We start from the raw sequence: 16481 nt of genomic DNA on the forward strand, positions 1-16481 counted from the left end.
CAACAGGGAGGCATATGGCGACCTATCTTGTCGGGGATATCCATGGTTGTGAGCGCACATTACGTGCGCTTCTCACTCAGGTCGATTTTTCCCCAGATAAAGACATCTTGTACTCGGTTGGGGATTTGGTCGCACGCGGACCCGATTCCCTCAGCGTGTTACGTTTCTTTTATCAACTCGGGGACGCAGCGCGCGTCGTCTTGGGTAACCACGACTTGCACTTGCTGGCGGTTGCTCACGGTATTAAGCCCGTTAAAGCCAAAGACAACACCCAATCTATTCTCGATGCGCCAGATAAAAAGGCGTTGCTTGGCTGGTTGTCTCAGCAGCCGCTTCTGATGGATGTCGCCGCGCCAGACGGTGGCTTTTTGCTGACCCATGCAGGCATTAGCCCGCAGTGGGACAAAAAGACCGCCATCGCCTGTGCCAATGAGGTAGAAGCGATACTGCGCAGTGACGAGCAGCGCTGGTTGCTGGAAAACATGTATGCAGACAGCCCCGATCAGTGGGATCCATCGCTGAGCGGCCTTGACCGTTATCGCTATATCATCAATAGCTTTACCCGCATGCGTTTTTGTTTCCCAGATGGTCGCCTGGACATGCAATGCAAGCTGCCGCCCAGCCAAGCGGCTGACAGCGGCTTATTACCTTGGTTTGAAGTACCTGAGCGTCAACCACTTGATCAGGCGGTAGTTTTTGGCCATTGGGCGGCGTTAAATGGCACCATCCAGCCCAAGCTTTATGGGTTAGATACCGGGTGTGTCTGGGGCGGTACCCTCACGCTACTGCGTTGGGAAGACAAAGCTTGCTTTACCCTCCCGGCAGAAAAAGCGTGACCTAGGCGCGATCCCAAACAGTAAAGGTAACAGGGTGGGCGTTTTTGTCATCCGCAGGGTGTGAGCCTACCTCTGTTTTCTTCCACCCTTCCCCCCATTGCGGGAAGCGGGTATCGCCGTCGACGTCAAGATCAATAAAGGTAAGATACAAGCGGTCAGCGCGGGGCAAAAACGCCTGATAAATGGTACCGCCACCAATCACCATGACCTCCTCATACTCGGCCACGGTTTCAAGCGCTTGCTCTGGCGAGCTCACCACTGTGACACCCTCTGGCTGAAAGTCAGGATCGCGACTGATCACAATATTCGGTCGTTTGGGCAGTGGGCGACCAATTGACTCAAAGGTTTTACGCCCCATCACCACAGGATGCCCTAAGGTCGTACGTTTAAACCACGCTAAATCCGCCGGTAAATGCCACGGCATTTGGTTGTTCTTGCCAATCACTCGGTCGTGTGCCATTGCAGCCACTAAACTGACGCGCATTACAGGTGCCCTTTTCCTTAAATCACTGGACGGCGACGATAAAACAATAACCCCGGCATCGCAAGGCCAATGGCCAGTGCCGAGAGAATGAAGCCCGCGGTGGTCAGGTTTTCAATCAGGCTCGCCCAAAGCACCGGGCTATAACCTTGATTGTTGATGGTTACCAACGCAATCATCGCTTTAAACGCGTAAACGCCTGGGATCATCGGGATAATTGCTGCCACCGTAAACACCTTGGGATGCGCCAAAAAGCGTTGTGACCAGTAAACACCTAAAAAGCCAATCGTCGTCGCGCCTGCCAGCGTGGCCCACTCAATGGCGACACCAGACTCCATCAATAAAAAGCGTAAGCCATGGCCAACCGCGCCACCATAAGCACAATACTTAAGCGCTTTAACCGGCACATTGAACACTAATGCAAATCCCACCGCGGGGATCATGGCAAAGAACATGTCTTCTAGTAAGGCGAGCAATAAACTCATAACCACCCCCATGCTCCCACCAAATTCATTGCGCCGACAATACCCAGTGCCGTCGCCAAAGTGAGCAAGGATGCCATCGTCCAGCGAGCGATCCCCATATCAACAAAGCCTTTAACCATGTCTGATACCGCATTGATCAATGGGTATCCAGGTACCAACATCAACACCGACGACGCCATGATGAGGAAGGGTTCATTCCCCCAATGCATAATGGTGCCCACACTGGACATCAAGGTTGTGACCATCGCTGTGACGGCAAAGGTGAGAAGCGGATTGAAGTGACGATGGGCAATCAACTGGCGCACTCGCATGCCGGTAGCAGACGCCATAAACGTGAGTGCAAACACCACCGCATCGCCGCCAGCTAATCGACTGAAAGCTGCACATGACAAGCCTATCATCCCCACCACCAGCCAAGGTGGGTAACGAAAGGGCTCGATACGGCTTAAGCGCTTGCGCACCGCTAAGGCATCGAGGATCCCTTTTTCGGCCAAAATGACCGTGCGTTGGATATCGGTCACCACTTTCATGTTGATCCCGCGATCGGGACAACGTCTGGCGGTGGTAATGCAATGCCCTTGGCTGAGCGTGGTGACCACTAAGGAGCTCGCCGATAACGCCAGCTCAACGCTATCGAGTCCTAGCGCTCGCCCTAAGCGAATGCTTACATCGCTGACGAGCTTACTTTCCGCGCCATGCTGTAACAGTCGCTGCCCCACTTCAATCACTAAACGCGATATGGCCCGTTGCTCTGGCTCGGTTAACCGCTTTCCCACCTTAAAAATCCCTCTTCAATTGTGCTTCTCTGCTCGCAGTATTCACCACCGACTCGTCACGGTCTTTGATGCAAATAAAGTTGCGATCAGATTATCGCCAAATCGGTGTCTCGTCCTAAAATAGGTTGACAGTTTTTAGGCCAGCTCCAGTAGCTGGCCTTTTCTATTATGCACCTGATTGGGGGTTGTCATACTTAAACTCAGGTGCGGTCTCATTTCGTTGTATATCGCTATCGATTCTTTTACCAGTACTTTCAGCTCTGCCAGTGTCTTACACCGGTACAGTAAAAACTCCTGCTTCAGTATGCCATTGATTCTTTCCGCTAACGCGTTTTGGTAGCAATCATAACCATCCGTCATCGACGACTGGATTTGACTCTCCTGTAACGCATTCTGATAAACGGCTGAGCAGTATTGCGAACCTCGGTCTGAGTGATGTACCGCATTGCCGATATAGCGCTTATCTTTGACGGCCATTTTCAGCGCTTTCACTACATTGTCTACTTTCATATCTTCGCTCACGTGATAACCCACTATCTTGCGTGAACTGGCATCGGTCACCAGTGACAGGTAATGCACACCTTGGTCTGATTCAACATAAGTTATGTCGCTAACCAGTACATGCGCAGCATCATGTAGTCCGTCTTCTTTTAGCAGGTTAGGATGTTTCTTCATCCAGTGCTTACTACACGTTGTTTTTGTGTAGCTTTTCTTGGGTCTAACCAGTAAACCTTCACTTTTCAGATAGCTAAAAAACCCGTCTCGCCCTAGTTTAATGCCATGTTCAACTAGCTTGGGCTTTACCAACGCGTAGAGCTTACGCGCCCCTAACCTCGGCATATATTTACGCCAGTATTGGACCCAGTCTTTGATGATTGATAGTTCAGCTCTTCGGCTTTCCATTCGAGCAACGGCTTGGTAGACACCTTGTCGAGAAACGCCTGCGGCACGACATGCCGACGCTAACTTGATTTTGCTTTTGGCTTTGGCTTGCCAGATGTACCGGATAAGTACTTTTTTCTGAGGCCGGCTCCGTACTCATTGTCCATGATATCGACCATACCGTTGAGGATTTGGTTACGCAGTTTCTCTTCGGCTAACTCACGCTCAAGGCGCTTGATAGTTTCGGCTGGGGTTTCTTTTGAATGTGGCATAAGGGGATGCTGAAATGGTTTCGACCAATCGAGTCTACCATGTTTTCTGAGCCAGACGAGCACCGTTGAGCGGCCCTGAATACCAAAACGGGCTTGCGCTTGTTTGTAGGTCATTTCACCTTTTTCAACACGCTCAACAACGCCTAATTTAAAGGCTAAGGTGTAATCACGTTGCGTACGCTTACGGCTTGAGTTACTTGATGTTGTCATAAAGAAGTCCTCTTTATGTCAACGTATTTCAGGACGGGACACGGGCATAAAAAAAGCCGCTACAGGCGTAACGGCTTATTAGGATTAAGGCTTGTAGATGATCTCGACGTCGTAGTCGTCTTCGTTCCAATCATCCCAATCATCGTCGTCATCGCTTTGATTGAGCTGTTGTTCGTGGTGATCATCCCACTTGAACGCCACCGTCTCATCTTCCGGCTCAATCTCAGGTTTCGGCGCAGGTAGTGCCTCAATCGATGCCATCAGATCGTAAATAAGCGGTTGAACATTCGCTTTGTTAATCGCGGATATCGCGTAGTATTTGTCATCCCACGCCAGTGCTTCCAACACACGATCAATTTGCGCCTGTGCCTCGTCTTCTGGCATCAAATCCACTTTGTTAAATACCAACCAGCGCGGTTTATCCGCCAGCTTTTCGCTGTATTGGTTCAGCTCATCAATAATGGTGAACGCGTTATCAACCGGATCGGTACCATCAACGGGCAGCAAATCAATCATGTGCAACAAGACACGACAGCGCTCCAGGTGTTTCAAGAAGCGAATACCCAGTCCCGCGCCATCAGCCGCACCTTCAATTAGACCAGGAATATCGGCCACCACAAAGCTCTTGTCAGCCGCTACACGGACCACCCCAAGGCTAGGCACTAACGTGGTGAAGGGGTAATCGGCCACTTTCGGTTTTGCCGCTGACACCGCACGAATAAAGGTGGATTTACCCGCATTCGGCAAGCCTAACATTCCCACATCGGCCAACAACAACAGCTCCAAACGCAACTGACGAACTTCGCCTTTGGTTCCCATGGTTTTTTGACGTGGGGCACGGTTAACGGATGATTTGAAACGCGTATTGCCAAGGCCATGGAACCCACCTTTGGCCACCATCACTTTCATGCCATGTTGGGTTAAGTCGGCAATCACCTCGCCCGTGTCTTCATCAACAGCCCTTGTACCAACAGGCACATTCAGTACCAAGTCTTCACCGCGTTTACCGGTACAGTTACCCCCGCGACCGTTTTCACCACGCGCTGCAGAGTGAAAGCGCTCAAACTGATAATCGATCAGGGTATTAAGGTTTTCATCGGCGAGCAGATAGACATCACCACCATCACCGCCATCACCGCCATCTGGGCCCCCTTTAGGGACATATTTTTCCCGCCGGAAGCTGACGGTACCATTGCCTCCATCCCCGGCATCGACGCGAATAATCGCTTCATCTACAAACTTCATGCTAACTTCTCCGCACCAATTGCTAAAACGTACGTTTATTGCAACTAGCCATATCCCAGATTAGTGAATGGCGATCTTATCGATCTTAGGATCATTTTTCTGCTTTGACCGACTTTCTGCGCTGCTCTATCAAACGCTCACTGACCGGTGATCACCAGACACAATAAAAAGCCCCGCCAAAAGGCAGGGCTTCAGAAATTCGCTTGGCGTTGAAGCTTATTCAGCTTCGATAGTAACGAATTTACGGTTATGACGACCTTTGGTCTCAAATTTCACTTTGCCATCAGACAGAGCGAATAGAGTGTGGTCTTTACCGCAACCTACGTTATTGCCTGCGTGGAATTTAGTACCACGTTGACGAACGATGATGTTACCTGCTAGTACAGACTCACCACCGAAGCGTTTAACACCTAGGCGTTTACTTTCTGAATCGCGGCCGTTTTTAGTAGAACCGCCAGCTTTTTTGTGTGCCATCTCTTCTCTCTCCTACTCTTAAGCGCTGATGCCAGTGATTTTGACTTCAGTGAACCACTGACGGTGGCCCATGTGCTTGCGAGAATGTTTACGACGACGGAACTTAACGATATTCACTTTATCGCCGCGACCGTGAGTAACAACTTCTGCTGTCACTTTTGCACCGCTAACAAAAGGCGCGCCAACTTTAACGTCTTCGCCGTTTGCCACTAGCAATACTTTGTCAAGTTCTACACTTGCGCCAGTTTCAACGTCTAGCTTTTCCAAGCGAATAGTCTGGCCTTCGCTTACTCGGTGTTGCTTACCACCACTTTGGAAAACTGCGTACATGTTTTACTCCGCATTTCCGCACGGCCTGCTGCATTATTGAGCAACAAGGGGTGCGCATATAATTCATCAATAGGGCGCGAATTCTACGGCAGAAATTGATTTGAGGCAAGAGGGGAAAGCAAGAAAATTGGTGAAAAGGTGCTCAGCATTAATTCCCGCACATTTTCCCTGTGCGAGCGCTATCTCGTCGCCTGTCATCTGGTGTACTATGCGAAGCTAAATACCCGCTCTGGTGCCGATACTGACGAAGGTTTCACGCTATTCTGAACGTATTAACGTGCAATATTTCGCCTCTTGCTACTAGTAAGTTGTGATTTATTTCGTGAGCTCGGCAGGCAAGTAACTAGGACAACGCCCGGATATATTCATGGATTTCAAATCAATCCAAGCCTTAATTAGTGATGACATGGCGCAGGTCGACCAAAAGATCCTCGCCCAGCTAAACTCTGATGTCGCGCTAATCAATCAGCTCGGCTTTTACATCGTTAACAGCGGTGGCAAGCGACTGCGCCCGATGCTGGCAGTATTAGCCGCTCGTGCCCTCGGCTATGACGGTGACAAACACACCACAGCCGCCGCGTTTATTGAGTTCATTCACACCGCTACCTTGCTCCATGATGACGTGGTCGATGAATCGGACTTGCGCCGTGGCAATGCAACCGCCAATGCCTTGTTTGGTAATGCGGCTAGTGTCTTGGTCGGTGATTACATTTACACCCGCTCTTTTCAAATGATGACCAGCCTGCGCTCGTTACGCATTCTGGATTTAATGAGTGAGGCCACCAATGTGATTGCCGAAGGGGAAGTATTACAGCTTATGAACTGTAACGACCCTGACACCACTGAGACCAGTTACATGCAGGTTATCTACTCCAAAACCGCGCGCTTGTTTGAATCTGCCACCCAGATTGGCGCGATTCTCAACGAAGCAGACGCAGACATGGAGAAAGCCCTCCAAGACTATGGGCGTTACCTCGGGACGGCGTTCCAGTTAATTGATGACGTGATTGACTACACCAGTGCTGACGATGAAATGGGCAAGCAAACGGGTGATGATCTGGCAGAAGGCAAACCGACGTTACCTTTGCTGCACGCGATGCAACACGGCTCAGAAGCAGAATCAGCAATGATTCGTACCGCCATTGAAAAAGGCAATGGCCGCGATAAACTCGAGGCGATTCTAGCTTGTATGGACGCTTGCGGCTCACTGGCTTATACGCGAACGCGTGCCGAGCAAGAATCAGAAAAAGCTATCCGTGCGCTCGATATACTGCCAGAGACCCCTTATAAACAAGCCTTAGTGGCATTGGCGCTTTTAGCGGTTGACCGCAACACCTAAATCAATCGAAGCAGAAGCACTTCCGCCAAACTAAAAAGCGGCGCTGTTGCGCCGCTTTCCTCACGAGAGTCGAATACCTACTATTTGGCCGCGAACTCTTCACCCATTTTGATATCTTTACGCAGCGTTTCTAGCATCTTGTCCATCGCTTGTTGCTCAAACGCGCTCAGCTCACCGATGCTCAAGATTTCTTCCACACCGTTTTTGCCCAGACGCACGGGTTGAGCGAAGAAGCGGGCGTGCTGACCGTCGCCTTCCACGTAAGCACATTCCACCACGTTTGATTCACCTTGCAGGGCACGCACCAGCGATAGGCCAAAGCGACATGCTGCCTGACCCATTGACAAGGTTGCGGAACCGCCACCGGCTTTAGCTTCTACCACTTCGGTGCCGGCGTTTTGAATGCGTGGTGTCAAGGCTTCCACTTCTTCTTGGCTGAATGTCACGCCTTTTACTTGCGACAATAACGGCAGAATCGTCACGCCTGAGTGGCCTCCGATAACAGGGATCGACACCTCACGTGGATCCATCCCTTTCAGCTCACCGATAAAGGCTTCAGAGCGGATCACATCCAATGTCGTGACGCCAAACAATTTGTTTTTGTCATACACGCCTTTTGCTTTCAGCACGTCAGCGGCAATCGCCACCGTGGTATTGACCGGGTTTGTAATGATACCCACACACGCTTTTGGACACACATCAGCAATTTTTTCCGCCAATGATTTAACAATGCCCGCGTTCACATTGAACAAATCAGAGCGATCCATACCCGGCTTACGGGCCACACCCGCAGAGATCAGTACCACGTCAGCCCCTTCCAGCGCTGGCGTTGGGTCTTCGCCGCTATAGCCTTTAATGGTGACCGGCGTAGGGATGTGACTCAAGTCAACCGCCACCCCTGGGGTGACAGGTGCAATATCGTACAAAGCCAAGTCGGAACCGGCTGGTAAGTTGTTTTTTAGCAGTAGGGCTAGAGCCTGGCCAATGCCTCCCGCGGCGCCAATCACAGCAACTTTCATGTCGTTCTCCTTTCGATATTTCTTATAGTCCGGATCCGGTCCGGCTTCTGTTCGGGCACAAATCGCCCATCAATGGTGCGAACTGTTGCTTCATCATATGCCTGCCCCTACCCCCACTCAAGCCTCAGGCGGTGATGATCAGCCTAAGCTCTCATTTTTTCGCTCTCCCTTGCGCGCCGCGTTTACTTGGTTTTGCGTCTCTTCTTCGCAACAGTGATATTGTCGCCATTTTACACCCTCGGTGATTGCCCCTTGCTGCATGTATATGCAAAATAGCCACTCGTTTGTCATTGCGAGTCTGCCGTCATGCGTAACTCAGAAAAACAAGATCAATTGGTTCGAGCGTTTAAAGCGATCCTCAAAGAAGAAAAATTCAGTTCTCAGGGTGAGATTGTCGAAGCCCTACGTGCTCAAGGATTTGAGGGCATCAACCAGTCGAAAGTATCACGCATGTTGACCAAATTCGGCGCGGTGCGAACACGCAACGCCAAAATGGAAATGGTCTACTGCTTACCGATCGAACTCGGCGTTCCCACTACCGGCAGCGCCTTGCGTGAGTTGGTGATGGAAATCGACTATAACGAGGCTGTGGTAGTGATCCATACAGGGCCAGGGGCGGCGCAACTGATCGCTCGCCTACTTGACTCTCTGGGCAAGGCCGAAGGCATCCTGGGCGCCGTAGCCGGAGACGACACCATCTTTATCACGCCCACCCGCGGTACCAGCACGGAAGCCTTATTTGAGGCCGTGTGCGATCTGTTTGAATATCATTATTGATTACCCTATCAGGCAGCGCGACGCCGCTGCCTACCTGCGTTGTCTCACCTTTAAGCCACTCAGGCTCACACAAAAGCGATAACATCGTTTTAATTTTTTGATACCCCTCTGTTACTATCTGCTTTTAGCTGCCACACACTGTTCACGCTTTCGTTAAACGTCAATTATACTGCGAACGTAGCAGTGGGCTGCAGACAGGCAAGTCGCTCATGGATAGTGACGCAGCCGGGTATGCATTTCTCGGGACACTGTAGCCGCATCAGCGGTGCATATGATAATAAGGACAAACTGCATGACGAAGACACATCAATCGTCTCCTGATGTGCAAGACATGGTGGCGCAAGCAGATACAGGCGCACGCTCACCGGATGGACTATCAGGACGTATTCTTTGGCTGGTACCACTTTGCTGGTCCCTATTTCAGCTTTGGTATGCGTCGCCGCTACCTTTTGCGCTCGACTTTGGCGTTCTCAACAACACAGAAGCACGCTCGCTCCATTTAGCATTCGCGATGTTTTTGGCTTACACCGCCTACCCCGCGCGAAAGACCTCACCACGTGATCGGGTGCCATTACTCGATTGGGTATTTGCCCTAGCGGGCAGTTTAGCCGCCGGTTATCTCTTCCTTTTTTATAATCAGCTCGCAGACCGTGCCGGCGCTTATACCTCGTTTGATATCACCGTTGCCGCCATTGGTATGGTTCTGATGCTAGAGGCAACACGCCGAGCCCTTGGCCCACCGCTCATGGTGGTAGCCGGTGTGTTCTTACTGTATACCTTTGCCGGCCCCTACATGCCGGACGTCATCGCCCATAAAGGCGCGAGTTTAAATAAAGCCATGTCACATTTGTGGCTGACGACCGAAGGGGTATTCGGGGTGGCACTGGGGGTGTCTACCTCATTTGTGTTCCTGTTTGTTCTGTTCGGTGCCTTGCTCGACCGCGCCGGTGCCGGTGGCTATTTTATTAAAGTCGCTTTTTCACTACTCGGTCATATGCGTGGCGGCCCCGCCAAAGCGGCAGTGGTTGCCTCTGGTTTATCCGGCCTTGTCTCAGGCTCGTCGATTGCTAACGTCGTCACCACCGGGACTTTCACCATTCCGTTGATGAAGCGTGTAGGCTTTCCAAGTCATAAAGCAGGGGCGGTGGAAGTTGCCGCCTCAACCAATGGTCAGCTCACCCCTCCGATTATGGGGGCCGCGGCATTCTTGATGGTCGAATACGTGGGGATTTCCTACGTAGAAGTAATTAAAGCCGCGCTACTTCCAGCACTGATCTCTTACATTGCGCTAATTTACATCGTGCACTTAGAAGCGTGTAAGGCTGGGATGCAGGGCCTACCGCGCCGCCACACCAGCACCTTGCTACAAAAACTGTTCTCATGTATGACCGTGTTTGTGGGCTTACTGGTCCTCAGCGCTGCGGTCTATTACGGTATCGGTTGGACCAAAGATGTGTTCGGTGCCATGGCAACCGTTATCATTGGCCTGCTGACACTAATCGCTTATGTACTGTTGGTGCGCTATTCCGCTCAGTACAAATCCGAAGCGGCAGAAGACCCTGCCGCCGCCGATTTGTCCGAAGTGCCGGAGCCAGGCCCCACCGTACGTTCTGGCTTGTACTATTTGTTGCCTATTGGCGTATTGGTTTGGTGTTTGACGGTTGAGCGCTTCTCGCCAGGGCTCTCTGCGTTTTGGGCGACTGTGTTTATGATTTTTATCATTCTCACCCAGCGTCCACTCATTGCCTACTTCAACCAGCGCTCTAACTTTAAAGAAGAAATTCGCGACGGGGTGACGGATTTAGCGGAAGCCTTTGTCACCGGTGCACGCAACATGATTGGTATCGGTGTCGCCACCGCAGCAGCGGGGATTGTGGTGGGTACGGTCACCCTCACTGGCATCGGGTTGGTGATGACAGACTTCGTCGAGTTTATCTCCGGCGGCAACATCTTCCTGATGTTGCTGTTTACCGCGGTGATCAGCTTATTGTTGGGGATGGGGCTACCGACCACCGCCAACTATATCGTGGTCTCTACCCTGATGGCGCCAGTCATTGTCACCCTGGGTGCACAGCAAGGGCTGATTATTCCACTGATCGCGGTTCATTTGTTCGTGTTCTACTTCGGCATTCTTGCCGATGACACGCCCCCTGTGGGTTTGGCTGCCTTTGCGGCGGCGGCCATTGCTAAGTCGGATCCGATACGAACAGGTGTACAAGGTTTTACCTACGACATCCGTACTGCGATCTTGCCGTTTATGTTTATCTTCAACACCCAGTTGTTGTTGCTCGATCTCGATGGCCCCTTCCACCTGATTTTAACCATTGTGTCGGCGACCATCGCGATGCTGGCGTTCTCTGCCGCGACACAGGGCTGGTGGATGACTAAAAACAAATGGTGGGAGACCGCCTTATTGTTATTGATTACCTTCTCCCTTTTCCGTCCAGGTTTTTGGTGGGACGAAGTGTATCCACCGACCACCAGCTTCCCAGGCACAGAGATCACCCGTGTGGCAGAGCAGCTACCAGAAGGAAAACCGTTGCAGCTTGAAGTGGAAGGGGAAAACTTCTTTGGTGAGCAAGTCTCCAAACACGTGGTATTGCCTGTGGATCATAGCCTTGAAAGCGGTGAAGCCCGCATTAACGACACGGGCTTAATGCTTCGCGAGGAAGATGACAAGTTGTTGGTAGACATGATCCAATTTGGTAGTGACGCTGACAAAGCAGGTATTGATTTTGATTGGCAAATCAAAACAGTGACCATAGATAATGTCCGCCCGTGGAAAGAGTGGGTGTTTGTTCCTACCCTCTTGCTCTTGGCATTGTTGGGGTGGAATCAGCGCCGTCGTATTCGCCAAGCCTAATAACAGGGGGACGTGTGTAACACGTGCCCCTTTCTTTTATAAGTACAAAGGATATCGCTATGTATAAACATATCTTGGTTCCGGTTGATTTGAACGACGAAAGCTTTGCAGACAAGGCCGTTGATCACGCTGTATGGCTCGCCAGCCAGTCAGGTGCCAAAATACACCTGCTCACTGTACTTCCCGGCATTCACAATTCGATGGTCGCCTCTTACTTCCCTGAAGAAGCCGCCAATAAAATGAAACGCGATATGAAACGCAACTTACAAGGATTTGCGGATAAATATGTCCCCAAAGGCGTGGCCTGTCAGGTATCGGTTGAAGAAGGGAAGCCTTACAAGGGGATCATTAAAACGGCTGAGCGCATCGGCTGCGATCTGATTGTGATGCCAAGCCATAAGCGTTCACGCGTCAATAAAATGATGCTGGGCTCAGTTGCCGCCAAAGTGCTCGAGGGCGCGAGTGTCCATGTGATGGTGCTAAAACCTTAGCCATACGGTTCAGGCACGCCAATACGTGCCTGAGCATTGTTCACCGCTCACGTTGATCATATCCCCAACGCGGCACCAAGGTTTGTTCAGCCCCCAAGTGGTCCAAAATGCGCGCCACCATAAAGTCTACGAGGTCGTCAATCGACTGAGGCTGATGATAAAAACCGGGCGCGGCGGGCATAATCGTCACCCCCATCTGCGACAGCTTGTGCATATTTTCTAAGTGCAAGGTCGAAAACGGTGTCTCGCGCACCACCAAGAGCAACTGTCCGCGCTCTTTAAGCACCACATCCGCCGCGCGCTCAATAAGGTTATCAGACAACCCATGCGCAATGGACGATAGCGAGCCTGCCGAGCAGGGACACACCACCATTTGCTTCGGCGCCGCGGACCCTGAAGCAACCGGTGAAAACCAATCCTCTTTGCCACACACCACCAACTTATCGGTGTGGCACTGTAAATGTTCCACTAACACCTTTTTCGCCGCGTCAGGCCCAGCAGGTAACTTCAGACCATGCTCGGTCGCCAACACCACACGTGCAGCCGACGAGATCAGTAAAAAGACCTGATATTCTTGCGCAAGCAGGCACTCGAGCAAACGTAGGCCGTAGGGCGCACCGGATGCGCCTGTCCACGCCAGTGTGATACGTTTATCCGCCATAAACCGCCTCCTTACTCGCCAATGCTGTTAGCAGCTTGTCGTGAATGCCACCAAAGCCGCCATTACTCATCACCAGCACGGTATCGCCTGCTTGGGCTTGCTCACTCAGGGCAGTCACCAGATCATCAATATCGGCATGGATATGGGCAGGCTGTGCGCAGCTGTCCACCACCGCTTCTAGCGACCAATCTAGCCCTTGCGGTTGATATAAGAACACCGCGTCAGCATGCGCTAATGATGCTGCCAAGGTGTCTTTGTGCACCCCTTGCTTCATGGTATTGGAGCGTGGCTCTAACACCGCCAGAATACGGCCACTGCCTACTTTCGCGCGCAAGCCCTCAAGGGTCAGTCGAATCGCCGTCGGGTGGTGGGCAAAATCGTCATACACAGTGACACCGGCTTGCTCGCCGCGCCACTCAAGCCGACGCTTGGTATTGATAAATTTCTCGAGCGACTGGCAGGCCAAATCAGGTGTCACCCCCACATGGCGCGCCGCTGCTATCGCCATCAAGGCATTACGCACGTTGTGATCACCGACCAAATCCCAGCTCACTGTCCCCACGAGCTCACCGGCAAAGTACACGTCAAATTGGCTGCCAGCCGGGTCTTTTTTCACGCTCTGCCACTGACCATCCGGCCCCGCATAGACGCATTCACTCCAGCACCCCATGGCAAGCATCTCTGCGACATTGGCATCGTCCGAGGGCGCAATGATTTGCCCAATCCCCGGCACGGTACGTACGACATGGTGGAATTGCTTCTGGATCGCCGCCAGATCATCAAAAATATCAGCATGATCGAACTCAAGATTGTTGATCACCAAAGTTTTCGGTTGGTAATGAATAAACTTAGAGCGCTTATCGAAAAACGCACTGTCATATTCATCGGCTTCCACCACGAAAAACGGGCTATCGCCTAATCGCGCCGACGCATTAAAGTTACTCGCCACCCCGCCAATCAAAAAACCGGGTGCGTAGCCACAGTCTTCTAAAATCCACGCCAGCATACTCGCGGTGGTGGTCTTTCCATGGGTGCCAGAGACCGCGAGTACCCAGCGGTCTTGCAGGAGAAAATCATGCAGCCATTGTGGACCTGACGTATACGGCAAACCTTGATTGAGGACCGCCTCGACACAAGGGTTGCCACGGCTCATGGCATTGCCAATCACCACTAAATCTGGGGCGGGAGAAAGCTGAGCCGGATCATAACCTTCGATAATATCAATGCCCTGAGATTCGAGTAGCGTGCTCATCGGTGGGTAAACATGGCTGTCAGAGCCCGTCACCCTGTGCCCAAGTTGTTTTGCCAGCATGGCTGCGCCACCCATAAAAGTCCCGCAGATGCCTAAAATATGAATATGCATAGCCTTCACTGTATTGTTGATTGCCCTGCCGTTTGGCGCAGGCGGTTATTATGCCTCGGATTAACGCTTGGGTCTTATCGCTTGCGCGCATCTGACATGGTTTTTATGTCGCGATCACACTTCCCTGGCCTGATTCATTTCTTCAGTACGATTAAAAAGTCACGAAGGCTAGAATAGCGGCGATTTCAAGAGGCAGCTCACTGCCCATGTATCCGATTGCACAAGAAAGACAGTTCATCATCATTAAGGATTGAGAATGCCCGACATTAAGACCCTCGGCGAGTACATTGTTGAGAAGCAACACGCATTTCCGCACGCCAGCGGTGATTTATCTTCTCTTCTCGCCTCCATCCGTCTGGCCGCCAAAATTGTTAACCGTGAAATCAACAAAGCCGGCTTGGTCGACATTGCTGGCGCGATTGGCACGGAAAACGCGCAAGGTGAAGAGCAGCAAAAACTCGACGTCTATGCCAACGAAAAATTTAAAGCCGCGATGGAAGCGCGCGACCAAGTGTGTGGCGTCGCCAGTGAAGAAGAAGATGACGCGGTTATTTTTAATAAACAGCTCAACCGTAATGCCAAATATGTGGTATTGATTGACCCACTTGATGGCTCCTCTAACATTGATGTTAATGTGTCTGTTGGCACTATTTTCTCTATCTATCACCGCGTATCACCGGTAGGGACTCCACCCACCGAAGAAGATTTTCTCCAGCCTGGCCACCGCCAAGTCGCCGCCGGCTATATCATTTACGGCTCATCGACCATGTTGGTTTACACCACGGGTGATGGTGTGCATGGCTTCACGTATGACCCGTCCCTCGGCCTGTTTTGCCTGTCTCACGAAAACATGACTATCCCCAAAGAAGGCAGCATTTATTCCATTAACGAGGGTAACTATATTAAGTTCCCGCAGGGCGTCAAAAAATACATCAAGTACTGTCAAGAAAACGTCCCTAACGAAAAACGCCCTTACACGTCGCGTTATATTGGCTCTTTGGTCGCTGACTTTCACCGCAACCTGCTTAAAGGCGGTATTTACCTTTACCCCAGCACGCTCGCCTACCCCAATGGCAAACTGCGCTTGCTGTATGAGTGCAACCCGATGGCCTTTATTATTGAGCAAGCCGGCGGCAAAGCAACCGATGGCACCCAGCGCATCATGGACATTGCTCCGAATGAACTTCATCAACGCGTGCCTTTCTTTGTTGGCTCAAGCAATATGGTCGATAAAGTCGAAGAATACCTCGACGCTTATCCGGATCATGACGACGAATAAGCGAAAAATAGACGCCTAGCGACAGTCTTCCATGATAAAGAGGCGGCCAACACGGTCGCCTCTGTTATTTTCACGCTTGGCGGTTATAATTGGCACACACTTTTTCATTAAACAAAAGGACATCCCATGAGCCTGAACCAGGTCCCTGCGGGCAAAGAGCTGCCTGAAGATATTTATGTGGTGATTGAGATCCCAGCCAACGCTGATCCTATCAAGTATGAAGTCGATAAAGACAGCGGCGCCGTTTTCGTTGACCGTTTCATGGCAACGCCTATGTTCTACCCATGTAACTATGGTTATGTGAACCACACCTTGTCTTTGGATGGTGACCCTGTTGACGTGCTGGTTCCAACCCCATTCCCATTGGTGCCTGGCTCGGTGATCCGCTGCCGCCCTGTTGGCGTGCTGAAAATGACCGACGAGTCAGGTGAAGATGCCAAAGTGATCGCCGTACCGCACAGCAAGCTGACCAAAGAGTACGATCACGTGAAAGACGTGAACGACCTGCCTGAGCTGCTGAAAGCCCAAATCACGCACTTCTTCGAGCGCTATAAAGAGCTAGAAGCCGGCAAGTGGGTGAAAGTTGACGGTTGGGAAGATGCCCAAGCGGCGAAAGACGAAATCCTGTCTTCATTTGAGCGCGCAAAACAGTAATCAGCCGCTTCAATGAAACACAGCCCGCGTGAGAACGCGGGCTT

Annotated in this window: 17 protein-coding genes; 7 read left to right on the forward strand and 10 right to left on the reverse strand. The window is 51.4% G+C overall.

Going from position 1 to position 16481, the window contains the following annotated elements; genetic code table 11:
* Window positions 1-14 precede the first annotated feature (14 nt).
* Window positions 15-836 (forward strand): bis(5'-nucleosyl)-tetraphosphatase (symmetrical) ApaH, encoded by an 822-nt coding sequence (apaH, locus tag N8M53_RS11270; protein ID WP_269578849.1) that lies wholly within the window; start codon window positions 15-17, stop codon window positions 834-836.
* Window position 837: 1 nt separating this feature from the next.
* On the opposite strand, the gene folA is transcribed toward apaH, so the two are convergent.
* The 7 genes from folA to rplU all read right to left on the reverse strand — a co-directional run bounded on the left by folA (window position 838) and on the right by rplU (window position 5991).
* Entirely contained in the window at window positions 838-1320 is a 483-nt protein-coding gene (gene folA, locus N8M53_RS11275; RefSeq protein WP_269578850.1) for a type 3 dihydrofolate reductase, read from the reverse strand.
* A gap of 17 nt (window positions 1321-1337) precedes the next feature.
* Window positions 1338-1802, reverse strand: coding sequence for a threonine/serine exporter family protein (locus tag N8M53_RS11280; protein ID WP_269578851.1), 465 nt, complete (start codon window positions 1800-1802; stop codon window positions 1338-1340).
* A complete protein-coding gene (locus N8M53_RS11285; protein WP_269578852.1) occupies window positions 1799-2578 on the reverse strand; it encodes a threonine/serine ThrE exporter family protein in 780 nt (259 codons plus the stop codon). The genes N8M53_RS11280 and N8M53_RS11285 overlap by 4 nt, the downstream gene beginning before the upstream one ends.
* Window positions 2579-2713: 135 nt before the next feature.
* A protein-coding gene (locus tag N8M53_RS11290) for an IS3 family transposase (RefSeq protein ID WP_269578702.1) occupies window positions 2714-3942 on the reverse strand; the annotation gives its coding sequence in 2 pieces (ribosomal slippage) (window positions 2714-3591 and window positions 3591-3942; 1230 coding nt in all).
* 84 nt (window positions 3943-4026) lie between these two features.
* Window positions 4027-5187, reverse strand: a complete 1161-nt coding sequence (cgtA, locus tag N8M53_RS11295) for an Obg family GTPase CgtA (RefSeq protein WP_269578853.1) — start codon at window positions 5185-5187, stop codon at window positions 4027-4029.
* A gap of 216 nt (window positions 5188-5403) precedes the next feature.
* Window positions 5404-5661, reverse strand: coding sequence for a 50S ribosomal protein L27 (gene rpmA, locus N8M53_RS11300; protein WP_046074285.1), 258 nt, complete (start codon window positions 5659-5661; stop codon window positions 5404-5406).
* A gap of 18 nt (window positions 5662-5679) precedes the next feature.
* A complete protein-coding gene (rplU, locus tag N8M53_RS11305) occupies window positions 5680-5991 on the reverse strand; it encodes a 50S ribosomal protein L21 (RefSeq protein WP_046074286.1) in 312 nt (103 codons plus the stop codon).
* Window positions 5992-6358: 367 nt separating this feature from the next.
* Here rplU and ispB point away from each other — a divergent pair, with 367 nt between their 5' ends.
* A complete protein-coding gene (gene ispB / locus N8M53_RS11310) occupies window positions 6359-7330 on the forward strand; it encodes an octaprenyl diphosphate synthase (RefSeq protein WP_269578854.1) in 972 nt (323 codons plus the stop codon).
* A gap of 80 nt (window positions 7331-7410) precedes the next feature.
* On the opposite strand, the gene mdh is transcribed toward ispB, so the two are convergent.
* Window positions 7411-8349 (reverse strand): malate dehydrogenase, encoded by a 939-nt coding sequence (gene mdh / locus N8M53_RS11315; protein WP_269578855.1) that lies wholly within the window; start codon window positions 8347-8349, stop codon window positions 7411-7413.
* Between the two features lie 306 nt (window positions 8350-8655).
* Between mdh and argR the strand changes: the two genes are divergently transcribed.
* From argR to N8M53_RS11330, 3 genes are all read left to right on the forward strand, one after another.
* Window positions 8656-9126 (forward strand): transcriptional regulator ArgR, encoded by a 471-nt coding sequence (gene argR / locus N8M53_RS11320; protein WP_046074289.1) that lies wholly within the window; start codon window positions 8656-8658, stop codon window positions 9124-9126.
* Window positions 9127-9418: 292 nt separating this feature from the next.
* A complete protein-coding gene (locus N8M53_RS11325) occupies window positions 9419-11989 on the forward strand; it encodes a TRAP transporter permease (protein WP_269578856.1) in 2571 nt (856 codons plus the stop codon).
* A 59-nt stretch (window positions 11990-12048) separates the two neighbouring features.
* Window positions 12049-12480 (forward strand): universal stress protein, encoded by a 432-nt coding sequence (locus N8M53_RS11330; RefSeq protein ID WP_269578857.1) that lies wholly within the window; start codon window positions 12049-12051, stop codon window positions 12478-12480.
* 40 nt (window positions 12481-12520) lie between these two features.
* Here the strand turns inward: N8M53_RS11330 and N8M53_RS11335 are convergent, their stop codons facing one another.
* Together N8M53_RS11335 and mpl are read right to left on the reverse strand one after the other, a co-directional pair.
* Entirely contained in the window at window positions 12521-13141 is a 621-nt protein-coding gene (locus N8M53_RS11335; protein ID WP_269578858.1) for a flavin prenyltransferase UbiX, read from the reverse strand.
* Window positions 13131-14504, reverse strand: coding sequence for a UDP-N-acetylmuramate:L-alanyl-gamma-D-glutamyl-meso-diaminopimelate ligase (gene mpl, locus N8M53_RS11340; protein ID WP_269578859.1), 1374 nt, complete (start codon window positions 14502-14504; stop codon window positions 13131-13133). Before mpl ends, N8M53_RS11335 begins: the two co-directional genes overlap by 11 nt.
* Before the next feature lie 256 nt (window positions 14505-14760).
* Here mpl and fbp point away from each other — a divergent pair, with 256 nt between their 5' ends.
* Together fbp and ppa are read left to right on the forward strand one after the other, a co-directional pair.
* On the forward strand, window positions 14761-15783 hold the full coding sequence (gene fbp, locus N8M53_RS11345) for a class 1 fructose-bisphosphatase (protein ID WP_269578860.1): 1023 nt from the start codon (window positions 14761-14763) through the stop codon (window positions 15781-15783).
* A 126-nt stretch (window positions 15784-15909) separates the two neighbouring features.
* A complete protein-coding gene (gene ppa / locus N8M53_RS11350; RefSeq protein ID WP_046074295.1) occupies window positions 15910-16437 on the forward strand; it encodes an inorganic diphosphatase in 528 nt (175 codons plus the stop codon).
* Window positions 16438-16481 lie beyond the last annotated feature (44 nt).

Origin of the sequence: Salinivibrio kushneri (genome assembly GCF_027286325.1) — a bacterium.
GTDB classification, from domain to species: Bacteria; Pseudomonadota; Gammaproteobacteria; order Enterobacterales; family Vibrionaceae; genus Salinivibrio; species Salinivibrio kushneri_A.

Bases quoted from the DNA above. Each gene is read 5' to 3' on its own strand.
- apaH (WP_269578849.1), top strand. From the start codon at position 15: ATGGCGACCTATCTTGTCGGGGATATCCATGGTTGTGAGCGCACATTA.
- folA (WP_269578850.1), bottom strand. From the start codon at position 1,320: ATGCGCGTCAGTTTAGTGGCTGCAATGGCACACGACCGAGTGATTGGC.
- N8M53_RS11280 (WP_269578851.1), bottom strand. From the start codon at position 1,802: ATGAGTTTATTGCTCGCCTTACTAGAAGACATGTTCTTTGCCATGATC.
- cgtA (WP_269578853.1), bottom strand. From the start codon at position 5,187: ATGAAGTTTGTAGATGAAGCGATTATTCGCGTCGATGCCGGGGATGGA.
- rpmA (WP_046074285.1), bottom strand. From the start codon at position 5,661: ATGGCACACAAAAAAGCTGGCGGTTCTACTAAAAACGGCCGCGATTCA.
- rplU (WP_046074286.1), bottom strand. From the start codon at position 5,991: ATGTACGCAGTTTTCCAAAGTGGTGGTAAGCAACACCGAGTAAGCGAA.
- ispB (WP_269578854.1), top strand. From the start codon at position 6,359: ATGGATTTCAAATCAATCCAAGCCTTAATTAGTGATGACATGGCGCAG.
- mdh (WP_269578855.1), bottom strand. From the start codon at position 8,349: ATGAAAGTTGCTGTGATTGGCGCCGCGGGAGGCATTGGCCAGGCTCTA.
- argR (WP_046074289.1), top strand. From the start codon at position 8,656: ATGCGTAACTCAGAAAAACAAGATCAATTGGTTCGAGCGTTTAAAGCG.
- N8M53_RS11325 (WP_269578856.1), top strand. From the start codon at position 9,419: ATGACGAAGACACATCAATCGTCTCCTGATGTGCAAGACATGGTGGCG.
- N8M53_RS11330 (WP_269578857.1), top strand. From the start codon at position 12,049: ATGTATAAACATATCTTGGTTCCGGTTGATTTGAACGACGAAAGCTTT.
- N8M53_RS11335 (WP_269578858.1), bottom strand. From the start codon at position 13,141: ATGGCGGATAAACGTATCACACTGGCGTGGACAGGCGCATCCGGTGCG.
- mpl (WP_269578859.1), bottom strand. From the start codon at position 14,504: ATGCATATTCATATTTTAGGCATCTGCGGGACTTTTATGGGTGGCGCA.
- fbp (WP_269578860.1), top strand. From the start codon at position 14,761: ATGCCCGACATTAAGACCCTCGGCGAGTACATTGTTGAGAAGCAACAC.
- ppa (WP_046074295.1), top strand. From the start codon at position 15,910: ATGAGCCTGAACCAGGTCCCTGCGGGCAAAGAGCTGCCTGAAGATATT.